The 16,880-nt window shown below is 67.5% G+C and carries 17 protein-coding genes and 1 pseudogene; 9 read left to right on the forward strand and 9 right to left on the reverse strand.

The window, feature by feature from the left end; translation table 11 throughout:
• Positions 1 to 623: 623 nt before the first annotated feature.
• The 9 genes from ACTIL2_RS13595 to ACTIL2_RS13635 all read left to right on the forward strand — a co-directional run bounded on the left by ACTIL2_RS13595 (position 624) and on the right by ACTIL2_RS13635 (position 7,341).
• On the forward strand, positions 624 to 1,130 hold the full coding sequence (locus ACTIL2_RS13595; RefSeq protein WP_442338010.1) for an Asp23/Gls24 family envelope stress response protein: 507 nt from the start codon (positions 624 to 626) through the stop codon (positions 1,128 to 1,130).
• Positions 1,131 to 1,177: 47 nt separating this feature from the next.
• Complete coding sequence (locus ACTIL2_RS13600; protein WP_442338011.1) at positions 1,178 to 1,657, forward strand: hypothetical protein; 480 nt, start codon at positions 1,178 to 1,180, stop codon at positions 1,655 to 1,657.
• Positions 1,658 to 1,664: 7 nt separating this feature from the next.
• Positions 1,665 to 1,853 (forward strand): hypothetical protein, encoded by a 189-nt coding sequence (locus ACTIL2_RS13605; protein WP_442338012.1) that lies wholly within the window; start codon positions 1,665 to 1,667, stop codon positions 1,851 to 1,853.
• Between the two features lie 6 nt (positions 1,854 to 1,859).
• Complete coding sequence (locus ACTIL2_RS13610) at positions 1,860 to 2,840, forward strand: Asp23/Gls24 family envelope stress response protein (protein ID WP_442338013.1); 981 nt, start codon at positions 1,860 to 1,862, stop codon at positions 2,838 to 2,840.
• On the forward strand, positions 2,837 to 3,460 hold the full coding sequence (locus ACTIL2_RS13615; protein ID WP_442338014.1) for a hypothetical protein: 624 nt from the start codon (positions 2,837 to 2,839) through the stop codon (positions 3,458 to 3,460). Before ACTIL2_RS13610 ends, ACTIL2_RS13615 begins: the two co-directional genes overlap by 4 nt.
• Entirely contained in the window at positions 3,457 to 4,020 is a 564-nt protein-coding gene (locus tag ACTIL2_RS13620; protein ID WP_442338015.1) for a hypothetical protein, read from the forward strand. The genes ACTIL2_RS13615 and ACTIL2_RS13620 overlap by 4 nt, the downstream gene beginning before the upstream one ends.
• 184 nt (positions 4,021 to 4,204) lie before the next feature.
• Complete coding sequence (locus ACTIL2_RS13625) at positions 4,205 to 5,305, forward strand: FecCD family ABC transporter permease (RefSeq protein WP_442338016.1); 1,101 nt, start codon at positions 4,205 to 4,207, stop codon at positions 5,303 to 5,305.
• Entirely contained in the window at positions 5,302 to 6,435 is a 1,134-nt protein-coding gene (locus tag ACTIL2_RS13630; RefSeq protein ID WP_442338017.1) for a FecCD family ABC transporter permease, read from the forward strand. Before ACTIL2_RS13625 ends, ACTIL2_RS13630 begins: the two co-directional genes overlap by 4 nt.
• A 9-nt stretch (positions 6,436 to 6,444) precedes the next feature.
• Positions 6,445 to 7,341, forward strand: a complete 897-nt coding sequence (locus tag ACTIL2_RS13635) for an ABC transporter ATP-binding protein (RefSeq protein WP_442338018.1) — start codon at positions 6,445 to 6,447, stop codon at positions 7,339 to 7,341.
• A gap of 13 nt (positions 7,342 to 7,354) precedes the next feature.
• On the opposite strand, the gene ACTIL2_RS13640 is transcribed toward ACTIL2_RS13635, so the two are convergent.
• From ACTIL2_RS13640 to ACTIL2_RS13680, 9 genes and pseudogenes are all read right to left on the reverse strand, one after another.
• Complete coding sequence (locus ACTIL2_RS13640) at positions 7,355 to 8,398, reverse strand: ABC transporter substrate-binding protein (RefSeq protein ID WP_442338019.1); 1,044 nt, start codon at positions 8,396 to 8,398, stop codon at positions 7,355 to 7,357.
• An 88-nt stretch (positions 8,399 to 8,486) separates the two neighbouring features.
• Positions 8,487 to 9,674 carry an isochorismate synthase gene (locus ACTIL2_RS13645; RefSeq protein WP_442338020.1) on the reverse strand — a complete coding sequence of 396 codons (1,188 nt, stop codon included), beginning with the start codon at positions 9,672 to 9,674 and terminating at the stop codon, positions 8,487 to 8,489.
• Positions 9,652 to 10,407, reverse strand: a complete 756-nt coding sequence (locus ACTIL2_RS13650; RefSeq protein ID WP_442338021.1) for an SDR family oxidoreductase — start codon at positions 10,405 to 10,407, stop codon at positions 9,652 to 9,654. The genes ACTIL2_RS13645 and ACTIL2_RS13650 overlap by 23 nt, the downstream gene beginning before the upstream one ends.
• Positions 10,407 to 11,120, reverse strand: a pseudogene (locus tag ACTIL2_RS13655) (isochorismatase family protein). The gene ACTIL2_RS13650 and the pseudogene ACTIL2_RS13655 overlap by 1 nt, the downstream one beginning before the upstream one ends.
• 212 nt (positions 11,121 to 11,332) lie before the next feature.
• On the reverse strand, positions 11,333 to 12,523 hold the full coding sequence (gene tuf, locus ACTIL2_RS13660) for an elongation factor Tu (RefSeq protein ID WP_442338022.1): 1,191 nt from the start codon (positions 12,521 to 12,523) through the stop codon (positions 11,333 to 11,335).
• 385 nt (positions 12,524 to 12,908) lie between these two features.
• Positions 12,909 to 15,035: an elongation factor G gene (fusA, locus tag ACTIL2_RS13665; RefSeq protein ID WP_442338023.1), complete on the reverse strand. Its 2,127-nt coding sequence runs from the start codon at positions 15,033 to 15,035 to the stop codon at positions 12,909 to 12,911.
• Between the two features lie 41 nt (positions 15,036 to 15,076).
• Positions 15,077 to 15,547 carry a 30S ribosomal protein S7 gene (rpsG, locus tag ACTIL2_RS13670; RefSeq protein WP_442338024.1) on the reverse strand — a complete coding sequence of 157 codons (471 nt, stop codon included), beginning with the start codon at positions 15,545 to 15,547 and terminating at the stop codon, positions 15,077 to 15,079.
• A gap of 3 nt (positions 15,548 to 15,550) precedes the next feature.
• Positions 15,551 to 15,922 carry a 30S ribosomal protein S12 gene (gene rpsL, locus ACTIL2_RS13675; protein WP_038546228.1) on the reverse strand — a complete coding sequence of 124 codons (372 nt, stop codon included), beginning with the start codon at positions 15,920 to 15,922 and terminating at the stop codon, positions 15,551 to 15,553.
• A gap of 637 nt (positions 15,923 to 16,559) precedes the next feature.
• The coding region (locus ACTIL2_RS13680) for a hypothetical protein (RefSeq protein ID WP_442338025.1) at positions 16,560 to 16,880 on the reverse strand (321 nt) is incomplete at its 5' end.

Raw genomic sequence — 16,880 nt, forward strand, 5'->3', positions numbered from 1 at the left:
TTGAGCCTGATGCGGATCTTCTGTCCCGCCACGCTAGTCCTCTTCCTCGTGTCCCGTTCCCCCGGCGGCGCCGGCGGTTACGGGTACTTCTGTTCATTGTCAACGCTGTTGGCACGGCAAACACGTCCAAAGGTCCGTCATGCACGAGGAAGAGCCCCCCACCGTGTGGGCCGGGATCTTCGATGTTAACGCCTCTGTTTATTTGCCATGCCCCACTACCGGTACCCGCGGTCGGGCGTGTCCGGAAGAATCCGGGCATGCCACGCAGGCAACAGCACGACAGGTTTTCCACCGGCGTACACCGGGGAATCCTGTCGTTGAAGGGTCATGCTCACTTCACCATCGGCGCCATCCTGCGTCCCGGTCCGTGTGCCCTGCCACCGGTTCCGATCCGGCCTGGTGGCTGGTGCGTGACGCGGGCGCGCAAACGCCATGTCAAAGCAACGCCGACTATTTAACCACGTCGGCCCCGATAGCCCAAATCCGTCCGCCCGGCCGGCCGACGGCTCCCACCGCAAACCGCCCGCAGCCCCCTGGCCTGGTGGTGCCCCGGCCGACCCCGGCCGGTTTTCAGTAGCATGGTTGCGGTAACAGCCACACACGAGACTAGTGAGGGACAAGCGATGAGCGACGACGACTCCACCCAGGGCACCAGCCCCGACACCGCCCTGGAGATGACCGGCACCGGAAACGCCGGGGAGGCGTCCCCCGCGTCGTCCGAGCTTTTCACGGAGCACGGCCGGACGTCGGTCGCCGACGTCGTCGTCTCCAAGATCGCCGGCATGGCCGCCCGCGAGGTCTCGGGCGTCCACGGACTCGGCGGAGGAACCACCCGGGCGCTCGGCGCACTGCGCGAGCGGATCCCGGGCGGCCGCGTCAATGTCCAGCAGGGGATCTCCGTGGAGGTCGGCGACCGGCAGACCGCCGTCGACATCTCCATCATCGCGGAGTACGGCGTGGCCATCCACGAACTCGCCGAGGCGATCCGCCGCAACATCATCCTCTCCGTCGAGGAGATGACCGGTCTCGAGGTCACCGAGGTCAACGTGATCGTCCACGACATCCACCTCCCGGAGGACGATGCCCCCGACGAGGAGACCGAGCCCGAGCGCGCTCCCCGCGTTCAGTAGGATCCCCGCCACCACCTCCCGCCCCCGACCTGCACATTGGAGTCGCCATGAGTTCCCCCGGCCCGCACGCGGACTTCCGGACCGACCCGGAGTACGTGCGCATGCGCCGCCAGGTCATCCGGGAGAACCACCCCGACCGGGGCGGGTCGGACGAACAGCTCATCGACGCGCTGCGGTCACTCGACGAGCAGTGGACACGGCGCTCCGCGGTGCGGCGCAACGTCGAGAACGTCCGCCTGCCGGGGTTCATCCCCGACGACGTGGCGCGGCAGGCCACCGAGTTCGCCGAGCGGGCCTCCGACGAGGTCATGCGCCGGGCCGATGAACTGAAGGCGAAGGGGGAGGTCCTCGCGCACTCGCCGCGTACCCGGCGGGTCGTCCGCGCCACCGGCAGGGCGGTCCGCGACGCCGAACGGTCGGTCCGCTCGCACCTGCCGAAGAACTTCCCCGGCGCCCGCCGCTTCACCGACACCGGGGGACAACCCCGGGACCCCTCCGACACGAACGACACAGACGAGAAGAAGTGAGATCACTATGAAGTACGCGACGATCCTCGGGGTGCTGCTCGGTTTCCTCCTCGCCGTCGGTGCCCTGTGGCAGGGCGTGATCGGGTTCCTGGTGGTGCTCGTCCTCTGCGGCGTCGGCGGCGGGATCGGTGCCCACCTGGAGGGCATCGTCGACCTGCGCCGGGTGTTCAGCACCAGTGGCCGTGGCCGGGGCTGATCCCCCATGACCGGCTCCCCCGCCACCGACGACCCGCTCACCCTCCCGCTCAGCGCGTCGTACGACGTCCAGCGCACCCACACCACCATCGAGTTCCGCGTGCTGGAGCGCATCGCCCACCGCGCCGCACTCAGCGTGCCGGGCGTGATCATGCATTCCTCCGGTATCAGCCAGTTCGCCGGACGCCGGCTCCCCCGGGTCAGTGTGCGCATGGCACCCGGCGGGCGTGCGGCGGTCATCGACCTCCTGATCGCCGCGTCCTGGCCCGCGCCCACCGCCGCGATCGCACAGGTCACCCGCGAGACGGTGGGTGAATGGGTCGAGCAGGCCACCGGTGTCCCGGTGGTCGCCGTCAACGTCGACGTCGCCGCCGTGGTCCCTGCCCCTGACGACAGCCCCGCCGTCACCCTCGAGGTGCTGCGGGATGCCCCCCGCACGCCCCTGCTCACCCGGGTGAGCTCGACCCCGCTCACCGCCGCGTCGCCGGCGGTGCGGCGCACGATGCCGGCGCCCTACACCCCCGACCCGCCGGAACGTCCCGCCGTCACCCATCCCGCCCCCGGCGACCCCGTCGAGGTCGCACGGCCGGTGGCGGGACGCCCCGTACCGGTGCGGCACGTCACCGCGGAGCGTCCGACCCCACCCTGGCACCCCACGGACCCGGCCCGGGGGCCGGTGGAGCATCCGGTGGCCCCGCGTCCGGTGACGGCGTACCTGCCCCGCACGACCCGGACGCCGGTGACCGGCCCACCACCGCAGTACGGGCTGCCGGTACTCTCCGTGGTCCCCACCCCGCGGGGCCCCGTTCTGCGGAATGTCCCCACCCCGTCCGGGCTCCCCACCCGTGCGGTACCGACCCCCCAGGGACTGCCCGTGACGATCCACCCGCATCCCCGGCGCACCCGGGTGACCCCGGTGACGGTGGACCGCCACCCGCGGATCACACCGACCGTGCCGCAGGAGCAGCGCAGAAGGGATGAGCAGTGACCACCACAGAAGAGCAGTACCGGCCCGCCCCGTCCGGACGTTTCGCCGTTGACCTCACCGACCCTGCCCCGGAGCAGGCCGGTTGTGCCCCGGAGCCCAAGGCGTCCCCCGCCGCCCGTTTCTGGACGGTGCTCCTGGGTCTGGTGTTCCTGGTGGTCTGCGGCACGGTTGTCCGCGACATCCTCGTCATCAACGGGAGCGTCACCGGTGAACAGGTTCTGCCCGGGCTCTTCGACTGGCTCGCCGACCTCCGGGCGGAGTCGTGGATGCTGTGGGCGGGCATCGGATGCGCCGTCGTCGCCCTGCTGTTCCTCGCCGTCACCCTGCGGCCGCGCCGCCGTACCCACATCGCGTTCGGCGGGGACTCCCGGCTCTACGGCCGCCCCGTCGACATCGCCCGGCTGTCCACCGCCGCCGCCCGCCGCATCCCCGGCGTGCTGGACGCCCGGACCGTGGCCACCCGCAGGAAGATCCACGTCACCGCGGTCACCGCCGTGACCCCCGATGCCGCCGGCGAGATCCGCGACCGGACAACCGCCCACGTCAGCGAACTGGCGGAGCTGCTCGACCCGTCACCGGCGGTCACCGTGACCGTCACCCAGGGAGGTGGTGGGAAATGAACCGTGGCAGAGCGGCTTTCGACCGTCTCATCACCTTCGTCCTCTTCCTCCTGTTCGCCGGGCTGGCGTTCTGGGCGATCGGGCAGCACTACAACCTCGGCGCCGCCGAGCGCATCGGCGACTACGCCGACCAGGGCTTTTGGGCGGGGCTGACTTCCCGGGACAACTACACCACCATCCTCGTCGTCGCCGCAGTGGTGCTGGGACTCGTCGGTCTCCTCCTCATCGGCGTCAACATCGAGCGCAGGCGCCTCGGACGCAGGGTGTCCCCGACCTCGGCCACGACCGGGACGATCCGTGTGACCCCGGCCGACATCGCCTCCGCGGTGGCGCAGTCCCTGGAACGCCGCGACGGGGTCACGTCGACGTCCTACCGTGCGACCAGGGACCGGGGCACACAGATCATCCAGATCCGCCTGCGCGTCCCCGCCGAAGCGGACGTCACCCTGGTACACGCGGCATGCCTGGAAGCCGCCGGCGACATCGCCGCGGCACTGCCCGGGCAGGACGTACGGCCCCGGTTCCTGCTGCAGACCGAACAGCCCTCGCGGCGGGGCTGACACAGGACTACGATGGCACCTGCCCACCGTTGACGGTGAGGTAAGCCTACTGATAGGGTGCCCAAAGTAATCTGACCCAGCGTAGTGTCGGCCACTCCGGCCACTACATCCCTGTGCAGCCGAAGGAACCGACGTGGCAACCGGGCCGGTATCGAGACCGGCACGTGCCCGACAACACACGCCTATGACGAACACCATCGACACCGGAGGCCAGCAACCTCCACCGTCACCCCCCGACAAGCAGTCGACCACCACGTCCACACCAGCGTCACCGGGCAAAGCGGGACTCTACGCCAAGCGTGCCATCGGCCTGGTCGTACTCCTGAGCGTGCTCTTCTGCGCCTTCATCGCCAGCCTCGCCCACGGCGCCAACCCCATCCCCTACGCCGACGTGTGGGACGCGATCTGGAACCGCGGCGAGAACGAGGCGTCCTACATTGTCTGGGACCAGCGGTTCCCCCGGACAATCATCGCCATCGTCACCGGTGCGGCGTTCGCACTCTCCGGTGCGCTGATCCAGGCCCTGACCCGCAACCCGCTCGCGGACCCCGGCATCCTCGGCGTGAACGCCGGCGCCGGACTCGCCGTCACCGTGGGCGTCGGCTTCTTCGGGGTCGCGGGGATCAACGGCTACATCTGGTTCTCCTTCATCGGCGCCGCGGCCACCACCATCCTGGTCTACGTCATCGGCGCGGCCGGCGGTGCCCGGGGGGCGAACCCCGCCACCCTGGTGCTCGCCGGTGTCGCCCTCGGCGCCGTGTTCGGCGGCGTGACCAGCTTCCTCCAGCTCATCGACCCCGACACGTTCGAGGAGATCCGGAACTGGAACCTCGGTTCGGTGGCCCGGACCTCCCTGTCGGACGCGCAGTTCGTCCTGCCGTTCCTGCTGGTGGGGTTCATCCTGGCGGTCATCGTCTCCACGGACCTGAACTCCATCGCCCTCGGCGACGACCTCGCGGCATCGCTGGGCACCAAGGTCGTGCGGGCCCGCATCCTGACGATCCTCGCGGTCACCGTGCTCGCCGGCGGAGCCACCGCACTGACCGGCGGCATCGGCTTCGTCGGCCTGATGGTCCCGCACATCGTCCGCTGGATCGTGGGCCCCGACCAACGCTGGATCTTCTTCTACTGCCTGCTCGGTGGGCCGGTCATGGTGCTGCTGGCCGACACCCTGGGACGCGTCATCGCCCGCCCCGGTGAGATCGAGGTCGGTATCCTCACCGCGGTCATCGGTGCGCCGGTGCTGATCGCCCTGGTCCGACGGAAGAATGCGAGCGGCCTGTGACAATCACCCGCAAAGACAGGAAGAGCAGGGACAAGGCCCCGTTCTTCAGCCTCTCCGACTCCGCGATCGACTTCGGCTACACGACCCGGACGGTGCGCACGAAGTTCACCGACAACCGTTTCCACATCCGCCTCGGCGTCATCGCCTCCCTCTTCATCGGTTCCGCCGCGCTGCTGGCGCTCATCGCGATCGGCATCGGCGAGTACCCGTTGAACCCGGCGGAGGTCTTCCAGGCCATCTTCGGGCTCAGCGACGAACGCTTCCACCGCATCGTGGTCGTGGAATGGCGCATGCCGGTGGCCATCTCCGCCGTCTTCTTCGGTGCCCTGCTGGGCATCGGCGGTGCAGTGTTCCAGTCAATGACCCGCAACCCGCTGGGCTCCCCCGACATCATCGGCTTCGACGCCGGTTCACTGACCGCCGTCACGGTCACCATGCTGGTCATCGGCTCCACCGCCTACTGGAACATCGCCTTCGCCGCGATCATCGGCGGGGTCATCACCGCCTTCCTGGTCTTCGCGATGGCGCGGAAGAACAAGACCGTCCAGAGTTTCCGGCTGATCATCGTGGGCATCGCCGTGTCGGCGACCCTCGGCTCCCTGAACGCCTACCTGATCACCCGCGCCGACGTCGAGGACGCCATGATGGTCGGCTTCTGGTCGGCCGGCTCGATCAACCGCGTCACCTGGCAGTCGCTGCTGCCCGTCGCGGCGATCGGCATCGTGGTGATCATCCTGATCTCACTGCTGGCCCCGGCGCTGAAGCAGATGGAGCTCGGGGACGACGCCGCCACCACCCAGGGGGTCAACGTGGAGCGCACCCGCCTGGCGCTGATGGTCACCGGGGTGGCGACGACCGCCCTGGTCACCGCCGCCGCAGGCCCGATCGGCTTCATCGCGCTTGTCGCCCCGCAGCTCGCCCGGCGCATCGCCGGAACCCCCGGGGTGACAGTCCTCGGGGCCGCCGCCGTCGGCGCGGCCCTGCTGACCTTCGCCCACTTCCTGTCCCTTGTTATCGCCCAGTTCTACCGCTCGATCCCCGTCGGTCTGCTGACCGTCAGCGTGGGTGGTATCTACATGATCTGGCTGCTCATCCGCGAGGCGCGGAAGCAGTACGGCACGCCGAAATAGGATATCGACATGACACACTCCCCCAGCGCCCGGCTGCAGGCGATCAATGCGACGATCGGCTACGACCAGCGGGTGATCTCCACCGACCTGAGCGTGGAGATCCCGCACGAGTCCTTCACCGCCATCATCGGACCGAACGGCTGCGGCAAGTCGACCCTGCTCCGCGCCCTCGCCCGCGTCCTCACCCCGGTGAAGGGTGAGGTGCTGCTCGACGGGAAGAGGATCTCGTCCTTCGGCTCGAAGGACGTGGCCCGCGAGCTCGGCCTGCTTCCCCAGACCTCACTCGCCCCCGAGGGAATCCGCGTCGCCGACCTGGTCGCCCGCGGACGCGCCCCCTACCAGTCACTGTTCCACCAGTGGCGGCCCGAGGACGAGGAGGCGGTGCAGGCCGCACTGCAGTCCACCCGCACCGACATCCTGTCCGACCGGCTGGTCTCCGAGCTGTCCGGGGGACAGCGCCAGCGGGTGTGGGTCGCGATGCTGCTCGCCCAGCAGACCCCGATCATGCTGCTCGACGAACCGACGACGTTCCTGGACATCGCCCACCAGTACGAGCTGATGGAGCTGCTGCGTGACTTCCACGACCGCGGCAAGACCGTGGTCACCGTGCTCCACGACCTCAACCAGGCCTGCCGGTACGCTGCCAACCTGATCGTGATGCGGGACGGGCAGATCGTTCGGACCGGCACCCCGGAGGACGTGATGACCCCCGAACTCGTCGAGGAGGTGTTCGGCCTGCGTGCGCTCGTCGTCCCCGACCCCGTGACCGGGACCCCCAACATCGTGCCGCTGGACCCGCGCGTCAAGGGCAACGAGGTGGCCCCGGTGAACCCCAGCCATGAGAACCAGCGCGGGGAGATGACCGGGGACGCGCGGGACGACGCCCGCGTAAATGTGAGGGACTGACCGGTCGGCCCCTCTACCCCGCGAGTTCGGTGAGCGCCGCGTCCAGGTTGTCGAGGATCTGGAAGCCGTCGGTGTAGCCGGCGACGGTGCCCTTGCCGATGGGGTACACGTGGTCCTCCTGTGCCGCGGAGGTCTCCCTGAACGAGTTGAGGTCCCGGACCTCCTCGAATTCTTCCGAGACGCCACCGTCCAGCGTCGTGTCGTGGAGGATGACGTCGGCGTCCGCCAGCACGGTACCGACGTTCTCGGTCGACACCTCGGTCTCGCCCCCGTCCTCGCCCTGCACGACATCCTCCAGCGACTCCGCGAACTGGACACCCATCGGGGCGATGATCTCGCCGATCATGCTGCCCCTTCCCATCGCCCACATCTGACCTGACGTGTAGGCGCCGACCAGGGCCACGTCGACGTCCCCGACGGTGTCGGCGTGCTTGTCCGCGATCTCCTGCTGGCGCGCCTCGAAATCGCTCTGCAACTCCTCGTACTCGGCGGTCCGGTTGACGGCATCGGCGATCTGCCCGACCCTGCCCGACCAGTTCGACCGCTCCGGTCCCCCGTGGGTGTAGATGTAGGCGGGTGCGACATCGCGGATCTGGTCGACCACCTCCGGTTCGATCATGTTCGGGACCAGGACCAGGTCCGGCTCGATCTCGGCGATGGCCTCGACGTTCACCCCGTCCTCGCCGCTGACCACGGGGGCGTCCTTGACCTGGTCGTACTGCTCTTCGGTGAGCAGTGACTCATCGGCCGGGGTACCCTGTCCCGCCGGGGCCATACCCAGGTCCAGCAGTGCCTGGATTCCCGCGAAGTGCAGGGTGACGACCTTCTCCGGGTCGGCACTGACCTCCACGTCATTGCCCTCGGAGTCGGTGACGGTGCGGTTCCCGTCCTCGGACGCACCCTCGCCGGCGCCGGATCCGGTGGACCCGCGCGTGTCACCGTCGTCACCGGACGAGCAGGCCGCCAGGACGAGCGCGGCGGACGTGGCCAGGGCGAGCACGGTCGCCCCGCGACGGGGCCGTCGGCGGGACGACAGGTGGACGGCGGTCAGGTTCATGGTGTTCTCCTCGTGGGTGACGGTCTGTGTCCGTCGCCTATCCTCCCATACGAGACACCGCTTAGGGTAGTGAACCCTCACCTTCCTACTACGTCCGGGCCTCCGCGTACCGGCGCAACTGGGAGGCTGCTGCGGAACTGAACGTCCGGAACTTGGCGGCCGTCTCGGCGTGCTCCTTGTCCGGGTCGGACCCGGCGACGATACCGGCACCCGCGAACATGGTCGCCCGCGGTCCCGACACGAGCCCGCCGCGCAGCGCCAGCGCCCATTCCGCGGCGCCCGAGCCGTCCACCCAGCCGACGAGTCCCGCGTGCATGCCACGGTCGAAGTCCTCCAGTTCACCGATCACCCCGCGGGCCACCGATGTCGGCCACCCGCACACCGCAGGGGTGGGGTGCAGGTCATACAGCAGTTTCATCACGTCCGCCGGGGTGCCGGCACCGGGGAACCGACCGGTGATCCGGCTCGCGAGGTGCAGGATCACCGGCGTGGCCACGATCCCGGGCTGCTCCGGGACGACAACCTCCCGCGTATGGCGGCGGAACACCTCCCCCACCTGCTTGACCACGTGTGCGTGCTCCGCCAGGTCCTTCGGGGAGCGACGGAGTCCCGCGGTCAGCTCCGCGTCACTCCACCGTGTCCCCCCACCCCCATCCGCGTCCGCGGCCGCGGGGCGGGGGACCGAGCCCGCCAACGGGAGGCTCGTCACCATGTTGTGGCGGCTGCGCAGGACGAGTTCCGGGCTCGCGCCCAGCATGCTGGACGCATCCCCGTCACCGGTGGCGCCGAGATCCGAGCGGTAGATGAAGGCACGGGGGTTCTCCGCAGCCAATGCCGCGAGAACCCGGTCCAGATCGAAGTCGTCGGGGGCGTTGAGCTCGGCGGTACGTCCGAGGACGACCTTCGTCAACTCGCCGGTGCCGATCCGGCGGACGGCCTCGCCCACGGCGTCCCGGAACCCCGGCGCCTCGGGGGCCTCCGGGAGTTCCACCGGTTCGGGCGCGACGTCAACGTCCTGTTCCATACTGAGGTCCCGGGAGGTCCATGTCACCTCCTCCGGTACGTACAACGACGCCGGACGAGTGGTGTCGAACGGGATGCACCCGACGACGACGGCACCGGTCCCGGCGTCCTCGAGGGTCCTCTGGACAGTCCCGGCAACCGCGTCCGGCGTCCAGTCCCCCGGGGAAATGACGTGGCGGACCCCGCGGGCCGACATCCTGTACTCGGGTGTCGCGAAGTCGAACCTACGGTCAGCGCTGGCTTGCTCCTCCATCGACGACCACCTCCTGGAGGGTGAGATGACGTGCGGAGTCCCCGGCGAGGAAGACCACCACATCGGCGATGTCCACGGGTTCGGCGATCCTCCCCAGGGGGATACCGGCCTTGAAGGTACCCGGCTGCCCGGCGACAAGGTCGGCCTCGGACGCCAGTCCGTCGATCATCGGCGTACGCGTGGTACCGGGACAGACCACGTTGCACCGCACGTTGTCCGGGCCGTACTCGAGACCGAAGGACCGGGTGACGCTGCTGGCGGCCGATTTCGACGCCGCGTAGGCGGCCATCATCGCCCTCGGGACGGAGCCGGCGTTGGAACCGACGGTCACAATGGACCCCCTCCCCCGCTCCGCCATACGTGGGGCGAGCTCCCGGCACATCGCGAACACCCCGAAGGCGTTCACGTCGAACAGCCGCCGCCACTGCTCGTCGGTCGTGGTGGCGCCCGGACCGGAGACGAATACCCCGGCCGCGTTGACCAGGGCGTCCACCGGCCCAACGGCGGACCACGACTCCTCCACGACATTCTTCACCTGGGCAGGGTCCGTCACATCGAGGTCCACGAAGCGACAGTCACCGGTGCTGCCGGGGTTGTCCCCGGGGACGGTGTCGACGGCGGTGACGGTCGTCCCCGCACTCCGGAGCACATCCACCACCGCGCCACCGATGCCTCCAGCTGCCCCTGTGACCAGGACATGTCGCGGGTGCCGCTGCCTGCGTACCGCCATCATCAACCCCTCACTGCGGTAAACACGCCGGTGGACGCCGCTGCGGCCCCGGGTGCAACGTGACTGGTGCGCACCGAGGGCACTCCGGAATCCACACCGTGGACAACCGCGGCCGTATCGAGCACATTCCCGCACCGCGTTGCCGCGAACTCGAGTGCACCGACGTGGCGGTCACGGGAGAAGTCCGCGACCGCATCCGAGACCACGAACGACTAGATGTCGCGCATGAACGCCGAGGTCGCCGTCGCGAGACAGCCGATGTGCGCGTACACGCCGGTGATGATCAACTGGTCCCTCCCCTGCTGCTCCAGCAGTTCCGCGAAGTCGCTGCGGGCGAAGGCGTCGTAGCGCCACTTGGTGAGGACGGTATCCGTCGGCCCGGGCTCCAGCGCGTCCACGATCCTCTCCCGCCCGTCATCCCCGAGGCCCGGACCCCAGAAGTCCGTGAGCAGTCCACGGTCGGCCGGATCCTGGTTCGGCGGCTGGGCCGTGTAGTAGACGGGGATCCCGGCTGCCGAGGCCACCGTCCTGATGTGGTCGATGTTGGCGACCACCTCGGACATCAGCGGGGAGTCCGGGCCGAAGGCATCGACGAAGTACTCCTGCATGTCGTGGACGAGCAGGGCGGCACGTGAGGGATCAAGGTGCCAGTCCACCCGGTTCGCCGGCAGCTCAGTGGTCGTCGGCAGCGGGTACGGGGCAATGGAAGGGAGCACAGTGTCCTCCTTTGGAGAGAGTTCAGGACAGTGGCGCCCCGCAGAGCACGACGCGCCAGAGTGTACCCTACCCTTTACTTCTGTTCTGCAGTCCCAAGTCGTGTGTGAAATCACACCGAGGGGCGCAGGTTTCTCCCCGGAACACGGAAACGCCCCCACCCGGATTTCTCCGGGTGGGGGCGTTCAGTGTGCCTGTGCCAGGTTAGATCAGACTACTTGTTGATCTTGGTGACACGGCCGGCGCCGACGGTGCGGCCACCCTCACGGATGGCGAACCGCAGGCCCTCGTCCATGGCGACCGGCTGGATCAGGGTGACGCTCATGTCGACGTTGTCGCCGGGCATGACCATCTCCGTGCCCTCCGGCAGCTTCACGACGCCGGTGACGTCGGTGGTGCGGAAGTAGAACTGCGGACGGTAGTTGTCGAAGAACGGGGTGTGGCGGCCGCCCTCATCCTTGGACAGGATGTAGACGGAACCCTCGAACTCGGTGTGCGGGGTGTAGGCGCCCGGCTTGGCAACGACCTGGCCACGCTCGACGTCCTCACGCTTCAGACCACGCAGCAGCAGGGCGGCGTTGTCGCCGGCCTCAGCGGAGTCCAGCAGCTTGTTGAACATCTCGATGGAGGTGACGGTGGTCTTGGTGGACTTCTCGCGGATGCCCAGGATCTCGACCTCGTCGTTGACCTTGAGGGAACCGCGCTCCACACGACCGGTGACCACGGTGCCGCGGCCGGTGATGGTGAAGATGTCCTCGACCGGCATCAGGAACGGCTTGTCGGTCTCGCGCTCCGGATCGGGGATGGAGTCGTCGCAGGCCTGCATGAGCTCAACGATGGACTCGGTCCACTTCGGGTCGCCCTCCAGCGCCTTCAGCGCGGAGATGCGGACGATCGGGGCCTCTTCGTCGTAGTCCTGCTCGCCCAGGAGCTCGCGGACCTCCATCTCGACGAGCTCGATGAGCTCCTCGTCCTCAACCATGTCGCACTTGTTCAGCGCAACGAGGATGTAGGGGACGCCGACCTGCTTGGCCAGGAGGACGTGCTCACGGGTCTGCGGCATCGGGCCGTCGGTGGCGGCGACCACGAGGATCGCGCCGTCCATCTGGGCGGCACCGGTGATCATGTTCTTGATGTAGTCGGCGTGACCCGGGGCGTCCACGTGTGCGTAGTGCCGCTTCTCGGTCTGGTACTCAACGTGGGAGATGTTGATCGTGATGCCACGCTCCCGCTCCTCCGGCGCCTTGTCGATGGCGTCGAAGGCGAAGGCCTGGTTCAGATCCGGGTAGGTTTCAGCCAGAACCTTGGTGATGGCAGCCGTCGTCGTGGTCTTGCCGTGGTCGACGTGACCGATGGTGCCGATGTTAACGTGCGGCTTAGTACGCTCGAACTTAGCCTTCGCCACTGTGGTGTCCTCCTGGACTCTTCGGTGACTACGACTTTCGCAGCCACGGGGATTATGTACTCCGGTACCGGGTCCACTGCTGGTGCAGCAGCCGGAACACCGGGTCTTTCATTGTGCCGATTACAGCATCGTACAGCGCGTTGGCGGCCGTAACATCCCCGCACCGGAACGGCGGGATTGAAAGGGCTTCCTGCCTACACGCAGGTGCTGGGTAACGGCCAGCACTCTGCATCCTACTGCAACCCGTCCCCGAGATGAAACCGCAGGGAAAACCGGGTGGAGGAGGATACCGGGTGCTGACCCCTACCCTCGGTGCCGTACCCCCTGTGTGCAGGCACAACAGGAGATAACGGCCACCGGAAGGTCGGGCGGAAATGCCGGGGTACTAGGCGTTGCCCGTACGCTCGGCGATGATCTCCTGGGCCACGGACGAGGGGACCTCACCGTAGGAGTCGAAGATCATGGTGTAGTTCGCACGACCCTGCGTCCTGGAACGCAGGTCGCCGACGTAACCGAACATCTCGGACAGCGGGACCTTGCCCTTGACGACCTTGGCGCCGGAACGGTCCTCCATCGCGGACACCTGTCCACGACGGGAGTTGATGTCGCCGATGACCTCACCCATGAATTCCTCGGGGGTGGTGACCTCGACCGCCATCAGCGGCTCGAGCAGGACCGGCTTCGCCTTGGCGACGCCTTCCTTCAGAGCCTGGGAACCGGCGATCTTGAACGCCATCTCCGAGGAGTCGACGTCGTGGTACTGACCGTCCAGCAGGGTGGCCTTGACGTCCACCAGCGGGTAACCGGCAAGGAAGCCGTACTGCATGGCGTCCTTGACCCCGGCGTCGACCGACGGGATGTACTCCTTCGGCACGCGGCCACCGGTGACGGCGTTCACGAACTTGTAGTTCGCGTCCTCGCCCTCCTCCAGCTCCTCGGGCTCCGGGTTGTACGGCTCGAAGGCCATGATGACCTTCGCGAACTGACCGGAACCACCGGTCTGCTTCTTGTGGGTGAACTCGACCTTCTCGACGGCCTTGCGGATCGTCTCGCGGTACGCGACCTGCGGGTTACCCACGTTGGCCTCGACCTTGAACTCGCGCTTCATGCGGTCGACGAAGACGTCGAGGTGCAGCTCGCCCATACCACCGATGATGGTCTGGCCGGTCTCGTCGTCGAGGTTGACGGTGAAGGTCGGGTCCTCTTCGGTCAGGCGCTGGATGGCGACACCCAGCTTCTCCTGGTCGGACTTGGTCTTCGGCTCGATAGAGACCTTGATGACGGGGTCCGGGAAGTCCATGGACTCCAGCAGGATCGGGTCATTGATGTCACACAGGGTGTCACCGGTGGTGGTCTCCTTGAGACCGATCATCGCGTAGATGTTACCGGCGTGGGCCTTGTCGACCGGGTTCTCCTTGTTGGCGTGCATCTGGAAGAGCTTGCCGACGCGCTCCTTCTTGCCGGTGACGGCATTCAGGACCTGCTGGCCCGGCTCGATGTTGCCGGAGTACACGCGGACGAAGGTCAGCTTGCCGAAGAACGGGTGGGACGCGATCTTGAAGGCCAGGGCGGAGAAGGGCTCGGCATCGCTGGGCTTGCGGACGAGTGCCTCGTCCTCGTGGCCCGGCTTGTGGCCCTCGATGCCCTCGACATCCAGCGGGGACGGCAGGAAATCGACGACGGCGTCGAGGATCGGCTGGACACCCTTGTTGTGGTACGCGGTACCACAGAAGACCGGGTAGATCTCCGAGGCGACCGTCATCCTGCGGATGGCGGACTTGATCTCCTCGGTGGTCAGCTCCTCGCCGGCGAAGTACTTCTCCATGAGTGCCTCGTCGGACTCGGCGACGGCCTCGAGGAGTGCCTCGCGGTACTCGGCGGCCTTGTCGGCGAGATCGGCGGGGATCTCCTCGATGGTCGGCTCGGCGCCGACCTCGACCTTTCCGCGCCAGGTGATGGCGTTCATGTTGATCAGGTCGACGACGCCGTCGAACTCGTCCTCGACGCCGATCGGCAGCTGCATGACCAACGGCTTCGCGCCGAGGCGGTCGATGATGGTCTGCACAGTGAAGTAGAAGTCCGCACCCAGCTTGTCCATCTTGTTGATGAAGCAGATGCGCGGGACGTCGTACTTGTCGGCCTGGCGCCAGACCTGCTCGGACTGGGGCTCAACGCCCTCCTTGCCGTCGAAGACGGCGACGGCACCGTCGAGCACGCGCAGTGAGCGCTCGACCTCGACGGTGAAGTCCACGTGGCCCGGGGTGTCGATGATGTTGACCTGGTTGTCATCCCAGAAACAGGTCACGGCGGCGGAGGTGATCGTGATGCCACGCTCCTTCTCCTGCTCCATCCAGTCAGTGGTGGAGGCACCGTCGTGGGTCTCGCCAACCTTGCGGTTGATGCCGGTGTAGTAGAGGATGCGCTCGGTGGTCGTGGTCTTACCGGCATCGATGTGCGCCATGATGCCGATGTTGCGGACCTTCTTCAGGTCCTTCTGCACTTCTTGTGCCACAGTCTATTCCCTCATGTTGTCGTCAATGTCGGCTACAGGTACTACCAGCGGTAGTGGGCGAAGGCACGGTTGGCCTCGGCCATCTTGTGGGTGTCCTCGCGACGCTTGACGGAGGCACCGAGACCGTTGGAGGCGTCCAGGATCTCATTGGCCAGACGCTCGGTCATCGTGTTCTCACGACGCTGGCGGGTGAAGGTGACGAGCCAACGCAGGGCCAGGGTGGTCGAACGGCCCGGGCGGACCTCGACCGGAACCTGGTAGGTGGCGCCACCGACACGGCGGGAGCGGACCTCGAGGGCCGGCTTCACGTTGTCGAGGGCCTTCTTCAGGGTGAGGACCGGGTCGGTGCCGGTCTTCTCACGGCAGGTCTCGAGGGCACCGTAGACGATGCGCTCGGCGGTGGACTTCTTGCCGTCCAGCAGAACCTTGTTCACGAGCTGGGAGACGAGGACGTCGTCGTAGACCGGATCCTTGACGAGGGGGCGTGCGGGTGCGGGACCTTTACGCGGCATGTGCTACTTCTCCTTCTTCGCGCCGTAGCGGGAACGGGCCTGCTTGCGGTCCTTGACACCCTGGGTGTCGAGGGAGCCGCGGACGATCTTGTAGCGGACACCCGGAAGGTCCTTCACACGACCACCGCGCACGAGCACCATGGAGTGCTCCTGCAGGTTGTGGCCCTCGCCGGGGATGTAGGCGGAAACCTCGATACCCGAGGTGAGCCGCACACGGGCGACCTTACGGAGAGCCGAGTTCGGCTTCTTCGGGGTGGTGGTGTACACACGGGTGCACACGCCACGACGCTGCGGCGAACCCTTCAGGGCGGCCGTGGCGACCTTGCCCGACTTGTCGTGGCGGCCCTTGCGGACCAGCTGCTGGATAGTAGGCATAAACCGACTTTCTGCTTGTTCGTGTCCTGCGCGGTGCGCGGCGGGACCTAATACGAGACCTGTTTCCCTGCCGTTCAGGAGCATCATTGTTTTGAACGTGCCAAAACCCCTCAGCCGCTTTCGCTGGCCTACGGGGTAGAAGTTCAATCCATACTCACTGCCGTGAACGGCGGTGGGCGGTCCAGGGACCTCACGGTCTCGCGACCGTCGGATGCGTCCTGATAAGTGGGACTGTGGTGTGACACTACCCGACCCGACGTTGTCAGCAAAATTGGGCCGATCACCCGCCCCCAACCTCCCCGCTCCCCCACTCTCCCCTGCCCAGGGGGACGCCACGGGCACTCGTGTAGCCCCGCCCATCCGTGCCCTCGATCCTGTCACCGTGGCGTCGGGAACACGTCCCTGGCGGCATCTTCGCACCGGTTCAGCCGCCTTCACTTAAGTGGATGTGCCGAAACCGGTGCGATGCCGAACACCGGGACGACAGCGCGACCACAGCGCACCGACGCGCCAGTCCGGACGCGACCGGACAGCACTGTGCCCGGGCTCCTGGCAGCAGGAACCCGGGCACGGTGTTGATGAGTCCCGGGAAGGTTCCCCGGGCTCGGTCCCGGGGCGGCTCCCCGGGGGCAGGGACCTAGTTCAGGTCCATGTCGTCCAGCGGCACCGCGGCACCGGTGAACTCACCGTAGGAGTCGTCACCGTAGAAACCGTCACCGAATGTGGACGGCAGCTGGTAGGCGGCGGCACGCGCCTCCTCGGTCGGCTCGACGGCGATGTTGCGGTACTTGGCGATGCCGGTACCCGCCGGGATGAGCTTACCGATGATCACGTTCTCCTTGAGGCCGATGAGCTTGTCGGAACGCTTGTTGATCGCAGCGTCCGTCAGCACACGGGTCGTCTCCTGGAAGGAGGCGGCCGACAGCCAGGAGTCGGTGGCCAGCGAGGCCTTGGTGAT

The organism is Corynebacterium sp., assembly GCF_052107835.1.
Lineage (GTDB): Bacteria > Actinomycetota > Actinomycetes > Mycobacteriales > Mycobacteriaceae > Corynebacterium.

Coding starts and splice junctions, on each gene's coding strand:
- ACTIL2_RS13625 (WP_442338016.1), top strand. CDS start 4,205: ATGACGAACACCATCGACACCGGAGGCCAGCAACCTCCACCGTCACCC.
- ACTIL2_RS13610 (WP_442338013.1), top strand. CDS start 1,860: ATGACCGGCTCCCCCGCCACCGACGACCCGCTCACCCTCCCGCTCAGC.
- ACTIL2_RS13650 (WP_442338021.1), bottom strand. CDS start 10,407: ATGATGGCGGTACGCAGGCAGCGGCACCCGCGACATGTCCTGGTCACA.
- ACTIL2_RS13595 (WP_442338010.1), top strand. CDS start 624: ATGAGCGACGACGACTCCACCCAGGGCACCAGCCCCGACACCGCCCTG.
- ACTIL2_RS13620 (WP_442338015.1), top strand. CDS start 3,457: ATGAACCGTGGCAGAGCGGCTTTCGACCGTCTCATCACCTTCGTCCTC.
- ACTIL2_RS13640 (WP_442338019.1), bottom strand. CDS start 8,398: ATGAACCTGACCGCCGTCCACCTGTCGTCCCGCCGACGGCCCCGTCGC.
- ACTIL2_RS13605 (WP_442338012.1), top strand. CDS start 1,665: ATGAAGTACGCGACGATCCTCGGGGTGCTGCTCGGTTTCCTCCTCGCC.
- ACTIL2_RS13600 (WP_442338011.1), top strand. CDS start 1,178: ATGAGTTCCCCCGGCCCGCACGCGGACTTCCGGACCGACCCGGAGTAC.
- rpsL (WP_038546228.1), bottom strand. CDS start 15,922: ATGCCTACTATCCAGCAGCTGGTCCGCAAGGGCCGCCACGACAAGTCG.
- ACTIL2_RS13635 (WP_442338018.1), top strand. CDS start 6,445: ATGACACACTCCCCCAGCGCCCGGCTGCAGGCGATCAATGCGACGATC.
- rpsG (WP_442338024.1), bottom strand. CDS start 15,547: ATGCCGCGTAAAGGTCCCGCACCCGCACGCCCCCTCGTCAAGGATCCG.
- ACTIL2_RS13645 (WP_442338020.1), bottom strand. CDS start 9,674: ATGGAGGAGCAAGCCAGCGCTGACCGTAGGTTCGACTTCGCGACACCC.